Source organism: Faecalibacterium sp. An77 (genome assembly GCF_002161315.1).
Lineage (GTDB): Bacteria > Bacillota > Clostridia > Oscillospirales > Ruminococcaceae > Faecalibacterium.
In genome coordinates, this window is the sequence record NZ_NFHK01000006.1 from 58,389 (window position 1) to 72,096 (window position 13,708).

At 62.9% G+C, this 13,708-nt stretch carries 16 protein-coding genes; 7 read left to right on the plus strand and 9 right to left on the minus strand.

Annotated features, from left to right (window positions below; translation table 11 throughout):
• Positions 1-97 precede the first annotated feature (97 nt).
• Both B5G28_RS03915 and B5G28_RS03920 read left to right on the plus strand, forming a co-directional pair.
• Positions 98-451: a DUF2200 domain-containing protein gene (locus B5G28_RS03915; RefSeq protein ID WP_087246411.1), complete on the plus strand. Its 354-nt coding sequence runs from the start codon at positions 98-100 to the stop codon at positions 449-451.
• Between the two features lie 15 nt (positions 452-466).
• Positions 467-844 (plus strand): DUF5655 domain-containing protein, encoded by a 378-nt coding sequence (locus B5G28_RS03920; protein WP_087246412.1) that lies wholly within the window; start codon positions 467-469, stop codon positions 842-844.
• A gap of 53 nt (positions 845-897) precedes the next feature.
• Here the strand turns inward: B5G28_RS03920 and B5G28_RS03925 are convergent, their stop codons facing one another.
• On the minus strand, positions 898-2,118 hold the full coding sequence (locus B5G28_RS03925; RefSeq protein ID WP_242967455.1) for an FtsW/RodA/SpoVE family cell cycle protein: 1,221 nt from the start codon (positions 2,116-2,118) through the stop codon (positions 898-900).
• A gap of 339 nt (positions 2,119-2,457) precedes the next feature.
• Here B5G28_RS03925 and B5G28_RS03930 point away from each other — a divergent pair, with 339 nt between their 5' ends.
• The 5 genes from B5G28_RS03930 to upp all read left to right on the plus strand — a co-directional run bounded on the left by B5G28_RS03930 (position 2,458) and on the right by upp (position 6,059).
• Positions 2,458-3,666 carry a hypothetical protein gene (locus B5G28_RS03930; protein ID WP_144265469.1) on the plus strand — a complete coding sequence of 403 codons (1,209 nt, stop codon included), beginning with the start codon at positions 2,458-2,460 and terminating at the stop codon, positions 3,664-3,666.
• A 127-nt stretch (positions 3,667-3,793) separates the two neighbouring features.
• Entirely contained in the window at positions 3,794-4,219 is a 426-nt protein-coding gene (tsaE, locus tag B5G28_RS03935; RefSeq protein WP_087246414.1) for a tRNA (adenosine(37)-N6)-threonylcarbamoyltransferase complex ATPase subunit type 1 TsaE, read from the plus strand.
• Positions 4,216-4,923, plus strand: a complete 708-nt coding sequence (gene tsaB, locus B5G28_RS03940; RefSeq protein ID WP_087246415.1) for a tRNA (adenosine(37)-N6)-threonylcarbamoyltransferase complex dimerization subunit type 1 TsaB — start codon at positions 4,216-4,218, stop codon at positions 4,921-4,923. The genes tsaE and tsaB overlap by 4 nt, the downstream gene beginning before the upstream one ends.
• 14 nt (positions 4,924-4,937) lie before the next feature.
• On the plus strand, positions 4,938-5,384 hold the full coding sequence (gene rpiB, locus B5G28_RS03945; RefSeq protein WP_087246416.1) for a ribose 5-phosphate isomerase B: 447 nt from the start codon (positions 4,938-4,940) through the stop codon (positions 5,382-5,384).
• A 48-nt stretch (positions 5,385-5,432) separates the two neighbouring features.
• On the plus strand, positions 5,433-6,059 hold the full coding sequence (gene upp / locus B5G28_RS03950; protein WP_087246417.1) for a uracil phosphoribosyltransferase: 627 nt from the start codon (positions 5,433-5,435) through the stop codon (positions 6,057-6,059).
• Positions 6,060-6,528: 469 nt separating this feature from the next.
• Here the strand turns inward: upp and B5G28_RS14640 are convergent, their stop codons facing one another.
• The 8 genes from B5G28_RS14640 to B5G28_RS03990 all read right to left on the minus strand — a co-directional run bounded on the left by B5G28_RS14640 (position 6,529) and on the right by B5G28_RS03990 (position 13,707).
• Positions 6,529-7,428, minus strand: a complete 900-nt coding sequence (locus tag B5G28_RS14640) for a TPM domain-containing protein (protein WP_087246418.1) — start codon at positions 7,426-7,428, stop codon at positions 6,529-6,531.
• Positions 7,425-8,147 (minus strand): hypothetical protein, encoded by a 723-nt coding sequence (locus B5G28_RS03960; RefSeq protein WP_087246419.1) that lies wholly within the window; start codon positions 8,145-8,147, stop codon positions 7,425-7,427. Before B5G28_RS03960 ends, B5G28_RS14640 begins: the two co-directional genes overlap by 4 nt.
• Before the next feature lies 1 nt (position 8,148).
• Positions 8,149-9,303, minus strand: a complete 1,155-nt coding sequence (locus B5G28_RS03965) for a toxic anion resistance protein (RefSeq protein WP_087246420.1) — start codon at positions 9,301-9,303, stop codon at positions 8,149-8,151.
• Between the two features lie 293 nt (positions 9,304-9,596).
• Positions 9,597-10,220 (minus strand): 5-bromo-4-chloroindolyl phosphate hydrolysis family protein, encoded by a 624-nt coding sequence (locus B5G28_RS03970; protein WP_087246421.1) that lies wholly within the window; start codon positions 10,218-10,220, stop codon positions 9,597-9,599.
• Between the two features lie 120 nt (positions 10,221-10,340).
• Entirely contained in the window at positions 10,341-10,826 is a 486-nt protein-coding gene (locus B5G28_RS03975) for a DNA-deoxyinosine glycosylase (protein WP_087246422.1), read from the minus strand.
• On the minus strand, positions 10,823-11,704 hold the full coding sequence (locus B5G28_RS03980; RefSeq protein WP_087246423.1) for an HAD family hydrolase: 882 nt from the start codon (positions 11,702-11,704) through the stop codon (positions 10,823-10,825). Before B5G28_RS03980 ends, B5G28_RS03975 begins: the two co-directional genes overlap by 4 nt.
• Positions 11,705-11,728: 24 nt before the next feature.
• Positions 11,729-12,493 carry a tRNA threonylcarbamoyladenosine dehydratase gene (locus B5G28_RS03985; RefSeq protein WP_087246424.1) on the minus strand — a complete coding sequence of 255 codons (765 nt, stop codon included), beginning with the start codon at positions 12,491-12,493 and terminating at the stop codon, positions 11,729-11,731.
• On the minus strand, positions 12,490-13,707 hold the full coding sequence (locus tag B5G28_RS03990; protein WP_087246425.1) for a tRNA nucleotidyltransferase: 1,218 nt from the start codon (positions 13,705-13,707) through the stop codon (positions 12,490-12,492). The genes B5G28_RS03985 and B5G28_RS03990 overlap by 4 nt, the downstream gene beginning before the upstream one ends.
• Position 13,708 lies beyond the last annotated feature (1 nt).

Consider the following 13,708-nt stretch of genomic DNA (forward strand, 5'->3'; position numbering starts at 1 on the left):
CCGGGCTTTTTTGTGCTCTCCCGCCCCTTTTGCCTTGCCCCGGGGCTCCTTCCATGCTATGATAGGAACAGAACCAACCGGAAAGGAGTCCCCTGCCATGACAAACGAAAAAGTCTACGCCATGCCCTTCGCCAAAGTCTATCCCCTGCTGGTGAACAAGGCGGTCAAAAAAGGCCGCACCGCCGACGAGGTGGACCAGGTCACCAGCTGGCTCACCGGCTACACCCCGGCCCAGATCGCCCAGGCGGTGGAAACCGGAGTCACCTACGGGGACTTCTTCCGCCAGGCCCCCGCCCCCAACCCCAACCGGGAACTGGTCCAGGGTGTGGTCTGCGGGGTGCGGGTGGAGACCATCGAAGACCCTCTCATGCAGGAGATCCGCCGTCTGGACAAACTGGTGGACGAGCTGGCCAAGGGCCGCCCCATGGAGAAGATTCTCCGTCAGGGGTGAGAGGAGGGCTGGACCATGGATTGGGATACCCTGCACTTTTTTGAACTGCAAAAGGAAGCCCTGCCCCTCTACGAGGCCCTGGAGGCCCGCATCCTGGACGAAATCCCCGACGTCCGCATCAAGGTGCAGAAAAGCCAGATTTCCTTTTATAACCGCCATCTGTTCGGCTGCGTTTCCTTCCTGCAGGTAAAAAAGAAGAAAGAGATGCCGCCCTGTTATATTGTTGTAACCGTCGGCCTGGCCCGGAAACTGGAATCTCCCCGGGTGGCGGTGGCCACAGAGCCCTATCCCGGCCGGTGGACCCATCATATCGTGGTGTCGGCCCCCGACCAGATCGACGACCAGCTGATGGACTGGCTGAAAGAAGCCGCCGCCTTCTCGGCCCAGAAGTAAACAAAAGGAAAAGGCGCGCCGGAATGGCGCGCCTTTTGCGTTTCTGCCCGGCGTCAGCCGAACAGTTTTTTCTTGTTGTGCATGTGGACCGACAAAACCAGTCCCACACAGATATACAGCATGGTCACCGAGCTGCCGCCGGCGGAGTAGAAGGGCAGGGTCACGCCGATGACCGGCAGCACCCGCAGGTTCATCCCCACATTGACGGCGATCTGGGCCAGGAAGGCCCCGCCCACGCCGGCACAGATGAAACTGCCCAGCATATCCTCGCTGCGGGCTCCGATGGCAAAGGTGCGGATCACCAGGGCGATCAGCACCCCCAGCACCACCAGACACCCCACAAAGCCCAGGGCGTTGCCCACCCAGCTGAAAATAAAGTCGTTGTGGGCGTTGGGGACGCTGTAATAGTCCCCGCTGAACAATCCGTTTCCGAACACCCCGCCGGAGCCCAGAGCCACCTCGCCCCGGTCCTGCTGGTAGACGATGTTCTTCCAGACATCCTCGCTGGGGGCCCAGTTGGTCTCGTTTTCGGGGTCGATGACCGCCAGAATCCGGTACCACTGATAGCTCTTGCCGATGCTGTCGCTGAGGAACATGAAGGCCGCCGAAATGGCCGCCGTCGCCCCCGCCAGGGCCGCCACAATGTATTTCCAGCTCAGTCCGGCGGAAAACATCATGCAGCAGCCGATGATGCCGTAGATGATGGCGGTGCCGTCGTCGCCCTGAATGTGAATCAGGAGAATCGGCGCCGCCAGATGGACCAGAAGCTTTGCCAGCTCCTTGGGCTCATTGATCCGGCTGCGGACGTTGTTCAGGTGCATGGCAAAGGTCAGAATGAAGCTGATCTTGGCCAGCTCGGTGGGCTGGAAGGTAAAACCCGCCAGCTTATACCAGGAATAGTTGTCGGTGTCGCCTGCATTGTATCCAATGGTCAGAGGACCCAGACTCAGATTGTGGATGAACAGGGTGGGCAGCACCAGGCCCCAGGTGAACACCACATGAAAGGGCCACACCTTCACCAGGCTCCGGTAATCCACCGTAGACAAAATCAGGGCAATGACAATGCCCAGCCCGGCCGACGCGGCCTGAACCATGGCCCGGCGAAAATCGCCGATGCCGGTGATCTGGCCTGTGATCTCATCCACCGCAAACCCGCCGCCCTGTTCCGCCGCCCAGGAGGCCAGCATCAGCACCGCCATGGCGCTGCTGAACAGGCAGAAAAACCAAAAGACCTTGTCGGTCCGCTTGGCATAAAGTCGAACGCTTTCCAGCAAAAAAGCACCACCTCTCACAGCAAATCCAACGATTTCAGGCGGCGCTCCTCCGGTCCTGCGGCGTTCCTGCCCGCCAGGGCGCACTGCGCCGCGCGGCCCTGCGCAGCGGCACAGGGCGAAAAAAGTTGATTCTTTATCAGTATACCGCATTTTTCGCTCCCATTCAAGCCGGGCCCCCAGCCAAACTGTGACAGCTTTGCAAAAACAACCCAAAAGCAAAGTTCGATTCTTGACAAAGACTCTGGATGAATCTACAATGGAACCAAGATATTTGGAAATGATTCCTGAATATCCCGAAGGGCCGGATTGACCGGCCCGCCTGATTTGGGAGGACAGAACATGAATTTGAATCGTTCGCACCTCGGACAGCGTGTTTTGTGCGCCGTGTGTGCTCTTACCTTGCTGGTCACCGTGGCCAGCCCGGCCGCCTTTGCGGCCGACCAAGCGGCTGCTTCCGGCACCGCTGAAACCCTGACCCAGGCCGACGCCGCCCAGATGGCGGAGGCGGACGCCGCCGTGGAAGCCCTGGTCCAAAGCGATGCCTACGCCGAAATGGAGCTGGACCAGCGCCAGGAGGCCGCCCAGACCCAGCTGGACGCTCTGGCGGAGGAAGGCCTGATCCAGGCCGACTCCATCTATTACGATGAAGAAAACGGGATGTACTCCTTCACCTACGACTGCGGTGTTCTGGGCGGCATCCTGCTGACCGACTGGGAGGAAGAGGACGAAACCCTGGTCCAGCTGCCGCTGGATATGCCCGAGGAGCTGGCCGTCAGCCCTCTGGACGAGCAGAACGACACCCTTCCTCTGGGCAACGCCATCATTTACTATGCGTTTGACAACACCGTCAATTCCAGCCGCTACCCCAACTACACTGTGATGCAGGAAAACTGGACCAAGTGGGGCCTGAGCACCACCCTAGACACCGAGGTCACCGTCAACGACCTCAGGCACATGGACGACTACGACCTGTGCATCCTCAGCACCCACGGCGCCTACTACACCTACAATTCCGGCTGGCTGTTCCCGCGCCTGTCCACTGCCCCCGTCCTGATCCTGCGGGAGGAGTCCTCTTTCTGGAACGACCTGCGGTATGGCTTTGACCTGCTGACCCATCGGGTCATCAAGGTGAACGGCGTCTACTGCATCACCCCCTCCTTCTTCTCCTCCACCTACCGGGGCGGCCAGCTGAACGGCACCATGGTGTTCTCCGAGGCCTGTGAGTTCTTCGGCGGCAGCAACCAGGTGGATCTGGCCATGTCCAAGGCGCTGCTGGAGGGCGGCGCCAGCGCGGTGGTGGGCTTTGTGAACAACGTCTACACCATCTATTCCCGCAACATCCTCTGGGGCACCGTCAACCAGCTGATTATGGGCAAGAACATTCTGCAGGCTGTGGACTCCGCCGCTGCCACCTACGGCCCCGACGACGTCTATTGGTACCTGTCCCAGGGCGGCACCTCGCCCCACCGCTATGCGGCCTTTGTCCTGGTCCACGGCAACGACCAGGCCACCCTCTACACGCTGGATGAGGGCAGCGCAGCCGCCTAACCCCCCGCCATCCGGGCGGGACGGCCCTTCCGCCGCCCAGCACCGGATTGCACTTTTTGCCGATTTATACTATACTGGATGCAGCGGCTGTGCCTGGCCGCTGCATCTTTGTTTTTGAGGTGACAACATGGCTGAATTCATCACCCGCTCCCCCGAGGAGACCGCCGCGCTGGGCCGCCGCCTGGCCGGTGTCCTCCCCGACGGGGCGATCATCGCCTTTACCGGCGGGCTGGGCGCAGGCAAAACCGCCTTCTGCCGCGGCCTGGCCGAAGGCCTGGGCTGCACCGACCCGGTCAGCAGCCCCACCTTTGCGATTGTCAACTATTACCGGGGCCCCCGCCCCATGGCCCATTTCGACCTCTACCGCATCCACACCGAAAACGACCTGGCCGCCGCCGGCTTCTACGATTATCTGGACCAGGGCGCCATTGTGGCGGCGGAGTGGAGCGAAAACCTGGCCCCTCTGCTGGACCAGGAAAATCCCGTCCGGGTGGACATCCAGCCGCTGGACCCCACCACCCGCCGGATCACCATTGAGGGGGTGCAGCTATGAATATCCTTGCCGTAGACACCGCGGGCAAGACCGCCAGCGTCTCCCTGATGAAGGACGGCCGCCTGCTGTACGAAGCCTTTCTGGACGGCGGCCTGACCCACAGCGAGACCCTGCTGCCCATGATCGACACCTGTCTGAAAACCTGCGGGATGAGCTGCGCCGACATTGACCTGTACGGCGTCAACGCCGGACCGGGCAGCTTTACCGGCCTGCGGATCGGCCTGGCCGCCGTCAAGGGCCTGGCCCTGCCCCGCCAGACCCCCTGCGCCCCGGTCTCCACCCTGGAAGCCCTGGCCGCCTGCCATGCCGGCGTGGGAACGGTTCTCTGTGCCCTGGACGCCCGGCGCGGGCAGGTCTATTGCGCCGCCTTTGACCTGGAAACCCACGCCCGCCTGATGGAGGACGACGCCCGGGCCGCCGCCAGCCTTGAGGATTTTGTAAAAAGCTGCAAAAAGCCCCTATTTTTTGTTGGTGACGGGGCCCATCTGTGTTATAATATTTACAGTGAGGCGGAAGGCGTCCTGCCTGTTCCCCCTGCCCTGCGGGGCGGGCACGGAGCAGGGGTGGCCCTGACCGCCCAGCGGATGGCCGAGGCCGGCCTTACCGTCCCGCCGGCGGCCCTGCTGCCCGACTATCATCGGCTCAGCCAGGCCGAGCGGGAACGCGCCGAACGCCTGGCCGCTGCCCAAACTGAACAAGAGTGAGTGAGGTATTTTTCATGGCAAAACCCATCGCGCTCGCTGCCGATCACGGCGGCTTTGAGCTGAAAGAAGCGGTCCGCGCCCATCTGGACGAGGCCGGCATCCCCTACATTGATTTCGGCACCCACAGCACCGACAGCGTGGACTATCCCGATATGGCCGTCCCCGCCTGCGACGCCGTGGTCTCGGGCCAGTGCGACAAGGCGCTGCTGTTCTGCGGCACCGGCGTGGGCATCAGCATGGCCGCCAACAAGGTCAAGGGCATCCGTGCCTGCTGCTGCTCGGACAGCTTCAGCTGCGAGTATACCCGCCGCCACAACGACGCCAACGCCCTGTGCATGGGCGGCCGTGTGGTGGGCCCCGGCCTGGCCTGCCAGCTGGTGGATCTGTTCCTGTCCACCCCCTTTGAGGGCGGCCGGCACAACCGCCGCATCGAAAAGCTGATGGCGCTGGAGCAGCGCTGAGCGGACCCAACATCCTCTGTACCAAACCTTTTAAAGGAGAGTGTATTTATGAACCCGATGATCGTTGAGCATCCCCTGCTGCAGCACAAGATCAGCCTGCTGCGCAACAAGCAGACCGGCACCAAGGAATTCCGCGACCTGGTGGGCGAAATCGCCACCCTGCTGTGCTATGAGGCCACCCGCGACCTGCCGCTGGAAGAAGTCCAGATCGAGACCCCCATCACCATGGCCAAGACCAAGGTCCTGGCAGGCCGCAAGCTGGCTCTGGTCCCCATCCTGCGGGCCGGCATGGGCATGCTGGACGGCATGCTGACCCTGATCCCCGCCGCCAAGGTGGGCTTCATCGGCCTGTACCGCAATGAGGAGACCCTCCAGCCTGTGGAATACTTCTGCAAGCTGCCCACCGATATCAGCGAGCGCGACGTCCTGGTTCTGGACCCCATGCTGGCCACCGGCGGCAGCGCTGTGGACGCTATCACCATGATTAAGAAGCGCGGCGCCAAGCACATCAAGTTCATCGGCCTGATCGGCGCTCCCGAAGGCGTGGAGGCTCTGCGCACCGCTCACCCCGACGTCCAGATCTACCTGGGCGCCCTGGATGAGTACCTGGATCAGAAGGGCTATATCGTCCCCGGCCTGGGCGACGCCGGCGACCGTATCTACGGCACCAAGTAAACCCCTTCCCCCAAAGACCACAAAACCCCGCTCTGCAGTTGTGCAGAACGGGGTTTTTCTTTTTGCTTTTGTGCCGATCCAGGCGCCCTTTTCTCCGCCAGCAGCCAGACTTCTCATTGAAGCAGGCCGCAGGCCGGGAACCTTGTAAAGCGGCTGGAACCTGATTGTCAGCAGGGCCCGGTGAGGATTACAGTAGTTGTCGGTACCAGGTGAGACCTCTTGCACTTAGCCAAATTTTCTGCGCCGGACACAATCCGCTTAAAAATTCAGACCTATGCTCGGCCAGAGTATACCGTACCCTGTAAGAAGGATAAACCGGGCTATGAGGGAGTTTGCATTGTACCGGGCCGCAGGCCCAAACGCCGGGAGCGAGCCGAAGCGTAAAGGCCCCGTGGAGCCTTCGGAGACCCGGAAACTGCATGGTACACAGTGAAAAGTCTTTTGCTTACTTTTCTTCTAGAAAAGTAAGTCAGCGGCCACGGCCACCGCCGCCGCCATGGCTGGAACCGCCGCCCATGCCGCCGAAGCCGCCGCCTCCAAAACCACCGCCGCCGAATCCTCCCCCGAATCCGCCGCCATAGGGCGGACGGGGCCCGCGGGGTCCGCGAGGACCACGGGGCGGAGGAGGCGGGGGCATGTGATGATGGTAGTGGTGGTAATAGCGGGGCCCGCGGAACGCGCTGCCCAGACCAAAACCAAAGCAGAAGGGGAACATGCTGTTCAGCAGGGGTCCAAAGACCAGAATCACCATGACCACCAGCAGGGCCAGGGCGATGACGATGGCGCCCACGTTGACGAAACCGCCCGACTGGGGCACGGCTTCCCCGCTGTTCAGATCCACGCCGTAGATGTCGGCGATGGTGTTGGCGACGGCAGAGGCACAGGTCTCGATGGCCGCATCGTAGTCTTTGGCCACGAAATCATATTCCATGGTCTGGGCCAGGGTGCTGGCCTGACGGTCCAGGGTGCTGTTGCGGAACCCGTCGCCGTAGGTCACATAGTAGTCGCCGTCGGCATAGAGGGGCGACTCCATCACCAGCAGGATCAAAACGCCGTTGTTTTCGCTCTTGTCGCCGATGCCCCAGGTGTTGAAGGCCTCCAGCGCATATTCCTCGGTGGAGGCGCTGCCGGTGTACTGGACGGTCAGGACGCCGATCTGTGCGCCATCGCAGTTGGCCTCCAGCTTGCCGTTCAGCTCGTTCATATAGGCGGTGGTGGACTCCGACAGGACGCCGGCGTCATCCACCACGCACTGATCAGCCGGCAGGCTGGGCAGGGTGACGGCGGCCGAAGCCGGAACCGCCACCACCGCCACGGCCACCGCAAGGGCGGCTGTGCCGGCGGCAATCTTTTTCCAAAGATGGATCATCCAAACACCTCCAGTTCTTTCACACCGAACAGCCCCTTGAGCAGGCTTGCCGGGAAACCGTCGGTGTCGTTTTGGTACGCGGTGATTGCTTCGTTGTAGTGCAGGCTGCCCAGGACGGTGCCGGCGCTGTTGAAGCGGCCGTATTGGGTCTGGACGGCGCCCATGTTCAGGGGATCATCCGCCAGGGCCTGCATTTCGCCATACAGCAGGTTGATGGCCGAGTCCAGCGCCTCGTCGGCGTCGTACATCTCCCCCATCCCTGCGGTTCCCTGGGCCACCCGTTCCTGACAGTCCTCAAAGGCATCCAGAGCCTGCTGAGCCGCCGTCACAGCGGCGCTGTCGGCTCCCAGGCCCGGGGTGTTGAGGGCGGTGGTGATGACATTGGCTGCGGTATAGGCCCGCTCGTTCAGCTCATCGCTGAGGGTGTAGCCGTTGTCGGCGGCCACGCCGACGGTATACCAGCTCCTGGCCTCGTTGTAGCGGCTGCGCAGCTTGAAGCCGCCCACGCCGACGGCAGACCCCGCCACAATCACCAACGCCAGCAGCAGAGCCGCCGCCCGGGTGCGCAGAACACCCGGCAGGGCCTTTTCCAGGCCGGCCAGCTTTTTCTGAAAGGGCGTCAGGCTGCGGGACGGCGCGTCCTGTTCCACTGTGCGGTAGCTGGACGCGTCAAAGCCTCCGGACGCCGCCTTTTTCGGTTCAAAATCTGCGTTTGCCATATCAGCTGCGGATCTCCATCATCTTCTGTTTCAGCTCGTCCTCGATGCGGGTCAGCTCCTGCTCGGCGGCCTGACGCTTGCTGCGGCCCTCGGTCTGGATCTTGTTCAGTTCGTCCAGGGTCTCGATCAGGCTCTTGTTGGTCTGCTGCAGGGTCTCGATATCCACCACGCCCCGCTGGCTCTCTTTGGCCGTCTCGATGGTGCCCAGCTTGAGGGCCTCGGCATTCTTCTTGAGCAGGTCGTTGGTCATATTGGTGACAGCCCGCTCAGCCTCCATGGCCTGCTGGCTGTGGGCCAGACCCAGAGCCAGCACCATCTGGTTCTTCCACAGGGGAATGGTGTTCACGATGGTGGACTGAATCTTCTCGGCCATCATGGTATTGTTGTTCTGCAGCAGGCGAATCTGGGGGCCCATCTGCAGGCTGATGTTCCGGGTCAGCTCCAGGTCATAGAGCTTTTTCTCAAACCGCTCACACTGGTCGGCCAGGTCACGGGCCGACTGGGCGTCTTCGGGCAGGCCGCTGCGCTTGGCCTTGTCCATGGCTGCCTGCAGTTCACCGGTCCGCACATCCGCCAGCTTCTTTTTGCCGGCCAGGATATACATGGACAGTTCCTTGAAGTAGGCCATGTTCAGCTCATACATCTTATCCAGCATGGCGATGTCCTTGAGCAGCTGAACCTGATGGTTTTCCAGCATGGACTGAATGCTCTCCACGTTGGTCTCCACCTTGTTGTACTTGGTTTTCATCTGTTCCAGCTGGTTCTGCTTTTTCTTGAAGAAGCCGAAAATCCCCTTTTCCTCCTCGGCGGCGTCAAAGCTCTTGAGTTCACTGATGAGGTCGGTGATCATGCCGCCCACTTCGCCCAGGTCCTTGGTGGAAACCTTGGCCAGGGCCGCCTCGGAGAAGTCGCCGATCTTTTTCTGGCTGGCGGCGCCATACTGGAGGACCTGCTGGCTGTTGGTGATGTCGATTTTCGCCGCGAAGTCATCCACCATCTTCTGTTCCTCAGGGGACAGGCGGACTTCCTTCTGTTCCGGTTCCGGCTTTTTTTCTTCCTCCGGCGCGGGGGCGCTCAGGTCCCCGGTGGGGTCCAGGGTCAGGCTGGGGGCGGCGGGCATGTCGAAGTCAAAGTTCAGAGAGTTGTTGTCAGCCATAGCAAGATTCATCCTTTCTCAAAATCATACCGCAATCGTATGGTTCTCAGCTGTTGCAGCGGACATACATTCGATGTTTATGGACCCACGGGGCAAACACAGGCGGGGGCTTTGTGCACGGTCCGCTCCCCCAGCGGGGGAGCTGTCGCCGCAGGCGACAGAGGGGGGACTCCTCTAAACCATGCGGTACCTCCGCATCCCCTTTTTCAGAGCACGCCGCCCATGGTACCGGCCCCCGACCGGGGGCAGCGGCACAGCCGCGGGGGATACCGCTGAGGGCGGGTTGGCGGGTTTTACAATCCCTGGTTTTTCATCAGCGTCTCCAGGACTGCCAGGTCGGCCGACAGGTCCATGCTCTCGGAGGCATACAGGGCGTCCAGCTGATGCTCAAACGCCGTGGCAATGACCCCCACGTTCCGCTCCACTTCGGTGCGGACCGACGCTGCGTTTTCACCCCGCACCCCCTGCCGGGCCATGGCGGCATACTGTTCCAGCACATGGACCGCGTCGGGCAGATAGTAGTTGGCAAAGCGGCGGATCTGCTTCGCCTTGGCGGGGTTCGATTCCACCACCTCGATGATGGAGCGGCCGGCCCGTTCCATCCGGTCCATGGCCGCCGACATCTGGGGATCGGGCAGAGCGTCGTTCAGGGCGTGGAGGGTATCCAGCTTTTGCTGGATGTCGGTGAGCATCTGGTCCACGTCTCCGCTGCCGGTGTGGAAGGGCACTTCCCGCTCGATCACCTGCGGCGGGCAGACCCGGCTGGCTGCGGCAAAAGCCGCCGCAGCCCCCACCAGCATCACCGCCAGCGCCCAGAGTTTATACACCGGCAGGACAATGCACAGCACAAGCCCTGCTGCCGCTGCCGCATAAAAGGGCAGGACGCTGGGCTTTTCGGTGCGGATGATTTTACTCATGGTCGTATCTCCTTCGGGCTAAAAAACGCTGTTCATACCCTAATAATAAAGCCTTTTAACAAAAACGCAAGGGTTTGGGTCAAGAATTTACAGCTTGGAAATGATTTTATCTTTCTTTTTTCACCGCAGGTAGGGCCCCAGCGCCTTGCCCCAGGCCTCCCGCAGACGGTCCATCTGCCAGGCGGCATTGGCGGGGCTGGTGCTGGGCAGCCGGACGGCCGGAATCCCGCTGACCGGCTGCATGTATTGGGTGTAGAGTTTATGAGCGGCGGCGCCGTTGCAGAACACCGCCTCGATGGGGGCTTTGGCCAGAAGGGCGGTGATGTCCTCCGGCACGGCGTCCCGGATGGAGGCATCCGACGCCCCCTCGATGGTGCAGCTGGCCAGCACGTCCCAAAGGGCCAGGTTATGCCGCAGAATCAGCCCCCGCTTGGCCTCGATGTCCTCCCGGGCCGGGACGGCCTCACCGGTGAGACTGGCCAGCAGCGGCCAGAACCGGTTGTTGGGGTGGCCATAGTAAAAGCCCATAGCCCAGCTCTTGGGGCTGGGCCAGCTGCCCAGGATCAGGGCCCTGCTATGGGGGCCGTAAACCGGAGGAAAGCTCATCCCTTGAACGCGCCTCCCCAGGCCGAGCCCAGGTCCCGGCCGGAGGGCTCTGCCCGGGGCCCGTCGAACCACAGCTCCTCGATGAGGTCGGCCAGGCCGTCCTCCCGCACGTCGCCGATGATCCGGTCGGCGGCTGCCTTGGCGTCGGGGCTGCCGTTGTCCATGCAGCAGCCCAGGCCGGCGGCCCGCAGCATCCCGATATCATTGGCCGAGTCGCCGGCGGCCACCGTCTCCTCCAGGGTGATGCCCATAGCCTCGCACAGACCTGCCAGGCCGGTGCCCTTGTCCACCCCTTCCCGGACGATGTCGTAGCAGCACCAGCCCATTTCATCCCGGCCGCCTACCCGCATGAAATGCAGGTTCAGGTGGCCGTACTTCTTCTGGAAGGCCTCCACGGCCTCCTCGGGAGCCACCATAAAGGCAGCGTGGGGCATATCGATCAGGTGGCGGTCCTGGTCCTCGCCGTCCACACAGGCAAGGCCGGGGCTTCCCATCCGCTCATACCGGCTGCGCAGGCCCTCATAGCCGCAGTAGGCATAATAGGCATCCCGGAAGTTGAACTGCAGCAGATAGTCGTAGTCCTCGCAGAAGTCCACCAGGGCATACATTTCCTCGGGGATGAGGGGCCGCTCGTAGACCGAAGCGCCATTGCGGTCCACCACATAGGCGCCGTTGCAGGTGATGGCATAGTCAAAGCGGATGGCCCCCAGCTGGCCGGGGGTCTTGATGGCGGGCCAGGCCCGGCCGGTGCTCAGAACGAATTTTCCGCCGGCAGCCTGCATCTTCTGGACGGCGGCCTCCACCGCAGGGCGGGGCCGCTTTTCCCCAAAGGGAACCAGGGTGTTGTCGTAATCGCTGGATAACAGTTTGTACTTCATGTCTTCCTCCCTTATTGGGCTTCCTCACCCGTTGCGGCAGCCGGTCAGGTCGCAGATGACCTCGCCGGCCAGAATCAGCCCCGCCGCCGACGGCACAAAGGCCAGGGAACCCGGGGCCCGCTTTTTGGGCGCGCCGGGCCGGGCGGTGGGCTCTGCGGTGGTTTCCGGCTCCATTTCCTCCATCCGCGGGGCAAGGGCCGGCTCTTTGGAATAGACTACTTTGAGGTGTTTGACTCCCCGTTTGCGGCATTCATTCCGCATCACCCGGGCCAGCGGGCAGACCGAGGTGTCGTAGATGTCCGCCACCTCAAAGCGGGAGGGGTCCAGCTTGTTGCCCGCCCCCATGGAGCAGATGATGGGGACGCCGGCGGCCTGGGCCTGCATCACCAGGGCCAGCTTGCCGGTCACCGTGTCGATGGCGTCCACCACATAGCTGTACTGGGTGAAATCGAACTGATCCGCCGTCTCGGGGGTGTAAAAGGTCTTGTAGGTGCGCACCTGGATATCGGGGTCAATGTCCCGGATGCGGGCCGCCGCGGCGTCCACCTTATACTGACCCAGGGTGGAGCGGGTGGCAATGATCTGTCGGTTCAGGTTGCTCAGGCAGACCTTGTCGTCGTCGATCAGGTCCAGAGCTCCCACGCCGCTGCGGGCCAGGGCTTCCACCACATAGCCGCCCACGCCGCCCACGCCAAAGACGGCCACACGGGCTCGGCGAAGCTGATCCAATCCCGCCTGACCCAGCAGCAGCCGGGTGCGGGAGTACTGTTCTCTTGTCGTATCTGTCATAAACTATGGTTCTCCTTGAGCCAGCCCAGCAGGGCGGCGCGATGATTGGGTATGGTTTCTTCGATCACCTGGTCCAGGGCCTCGGCCAGCAGGCGGCCCACCATGGGCCCCGGCTTCACCCCCAGGTCCAGCAGATCCCGGCCGGTGACGGCCAGCTGACTCACCCGGCAGCAGGCCCCTTCTTCCAGCAGGGTCTCGGCGGCCCGGGCGGTCTCTCCAAAGGCCGCCTGCCCGGTCTGGGCCTGCCGCAGTGCCAGCAATCGCCGGACAGTGTCCGGCTCCAGCCGGGCCAGCAGACGCCGGGCCTGAAGCCGGGGGCTGTCCCCGCTGAGGGTCAAACCGCTCTCCTGCACCAGGGTGCAGACTTCCTTTGCCTGCGCTCCGGAACACCGCAGCCGGGCCACCGCGTCGCAGGCTGTCCCGGCTCCTGCCGGGGCCAGCAGAGCCGCCAGCCGGGCCAGCGGGTCAGGCATCAGGGCATCCACCACCCGGAGGCTTTCGGCGTACCGCTCCGGCTGCCGGGCGCAGTCCAGCCCGGGCAGAATCTGTTCCAGAATTTCGGGCGGCATCCACCGGGCGGGTTTGGGGGCCGAGAGCAGTTTGTACAGCTCCTGTCCTATGCGCTCGGCCGAGACGCAGTCCAGCCGGGTCCGCTCCTGCAGGGCGGCCCGGGCGGTGGCCGGGTCCAGGTCCAGAGCCTCTTTGGCCCCAAACCGGTATAGCCGTAGAATTCGCAGACCGTCCTCCTCAAACCGGCGGGCCGGGTCCCCCACCGCCCGCACCACATGGCGGACCAGCAGGTCCTCCCGGCCGCCGAAGGGGTCCACCAGACCCTCGGCGTCGTTGTAGGCCATGGCGTTGATGGTGAAATCCCGCCGGGCCAGGTCCTCCCGCACATCCGCCACAAAGTTCACCCGGTCGGGGTGGCGGCCATCCGAATAGCCCTCCTCCACCCGGAAAGTGGTGACCTCATAAAAGCCGCCGCCCTGTTTGACGGTGACGGTGCCGTGCTGCAGGCCGGTAGGGATGCACTGTTCCTCCCCAAAGAGTTCCAGCACCTGCTGCGGCCTGGCGCTGGTGCAGATGTCCCAGTCATGGGGCGTCCGCCCCGCCAGACTGTCCCGGACGCAGCCCCCCACCAGATAGCCCTGATACCCCGCCCTGTGCAGTGCTGCCAGAACGGCAGCCGCACCGGGGTCCATTGCAATGGTCATT

Bases quoted from the DNA above. Each gene is read 5' to 3' on its own strand.
- B5G28_RS03915 (WP_087246411.1), top strand. From the start codon at position 98: ATGACAAACGAAAAAGTCTACGCCATGCCCTTCGCCAAAGTCTATCCC.
- B5G28_RS03920 (WP_087246412.1), top strand. From the start codon at position 467: ATGGATTGGGATACCCTGCACTTTTTTGAACTGCAAAAGGAAGCCCTG.
- B5G28_RS03930 (WP_144265469.1), top strand. From the start codon at position 2,458: ATGAATTTGAATCGTTCGCACCTCGGACAGCGTGTTTTGTGCGCCGTG.
- tsaE (WP_087246414.1), top strand. From the start codon at position 3,794: ATGGCTGAATTCATCACCCGCTCCCCCGAGGAGACCGCCGCGCTGGGC.
- tsaB (WP_087246415.1), top strand. From the start codon at position 4,216: ATGAATATCCTTGCCGTAGACACCGCGGGCAAGACCGCCAGCGTCTCC.
- rpiB (WP_087246416.1), top strand. From the start codon at position 4,938: ATGGCAAAACCCATCGCGCTCGCTGCCGATCACGGCGGCTTTGAGCTG.
- upp (WP_087246417.1), top strand. From the start codon at position 5,433: ATGAACCCGATGATCGTTGAGCATCCCCTGCTGCAGCACAAGATCAGC.
- B5G28_RS14640 (WP_087246418.1), bottom strand. From the start codon at position 7,428: ATGATCCATCTTTGGAAAAAGATTGCCGCCGGCACAGCCGCCCTTGCG.
- B5G28_RS03960 (WP_087246419.1), bottom strand. From the start codon at position 8,147: ATGGCAAACGCAGATTTTGAACCGAAAAAGGCGGCGTCCGGAGGCTTT.
- B5G28_RS03965 (WP_087246420.1), bottom strand. From the start codon at position 9,303: ATGGCTGACAACAACTCTCTGAACTTTGACTTCGACATGCCCGCCGCC.
- B5G28_RS03970 (WP_087246421.1), bottom strand. From the start codon at position 10,220: ATGAGTAAAATCATCCGCACCGAAAAGCCCAGCGTCCTGCCCTTTTAT.
- B5G28_RS03975 (WP_087246422.1), bottom strand. From the start codon at position 10,826: ATGAGCTTTCCTCCGGTTTACGGCCCCCATAGCAGGGCCCTGATCCTG.
- B5G28_RS03980 (WP_087246423.1), bottom strand. From the start codon at position 11,704: ATGAAGTACAAACTGTTATCCAGCGATTACGACAACACCCTGGTTCCC.
- B5G28_RS03985 (WP_087246424.1), bottom strand. From the start codon at position 12,493: ATGACAGATACGACAAGAGAACAGTACTCCCGCACCCGGCTGCTGCTG.
- B5G28_RS03990 (WP_087246425.1), bottom strand. From the start codon at position 13,707: ATGACCATTGCAATGGACCCCGGTGCGGCTGCCGTTCTGGCAGCACTG.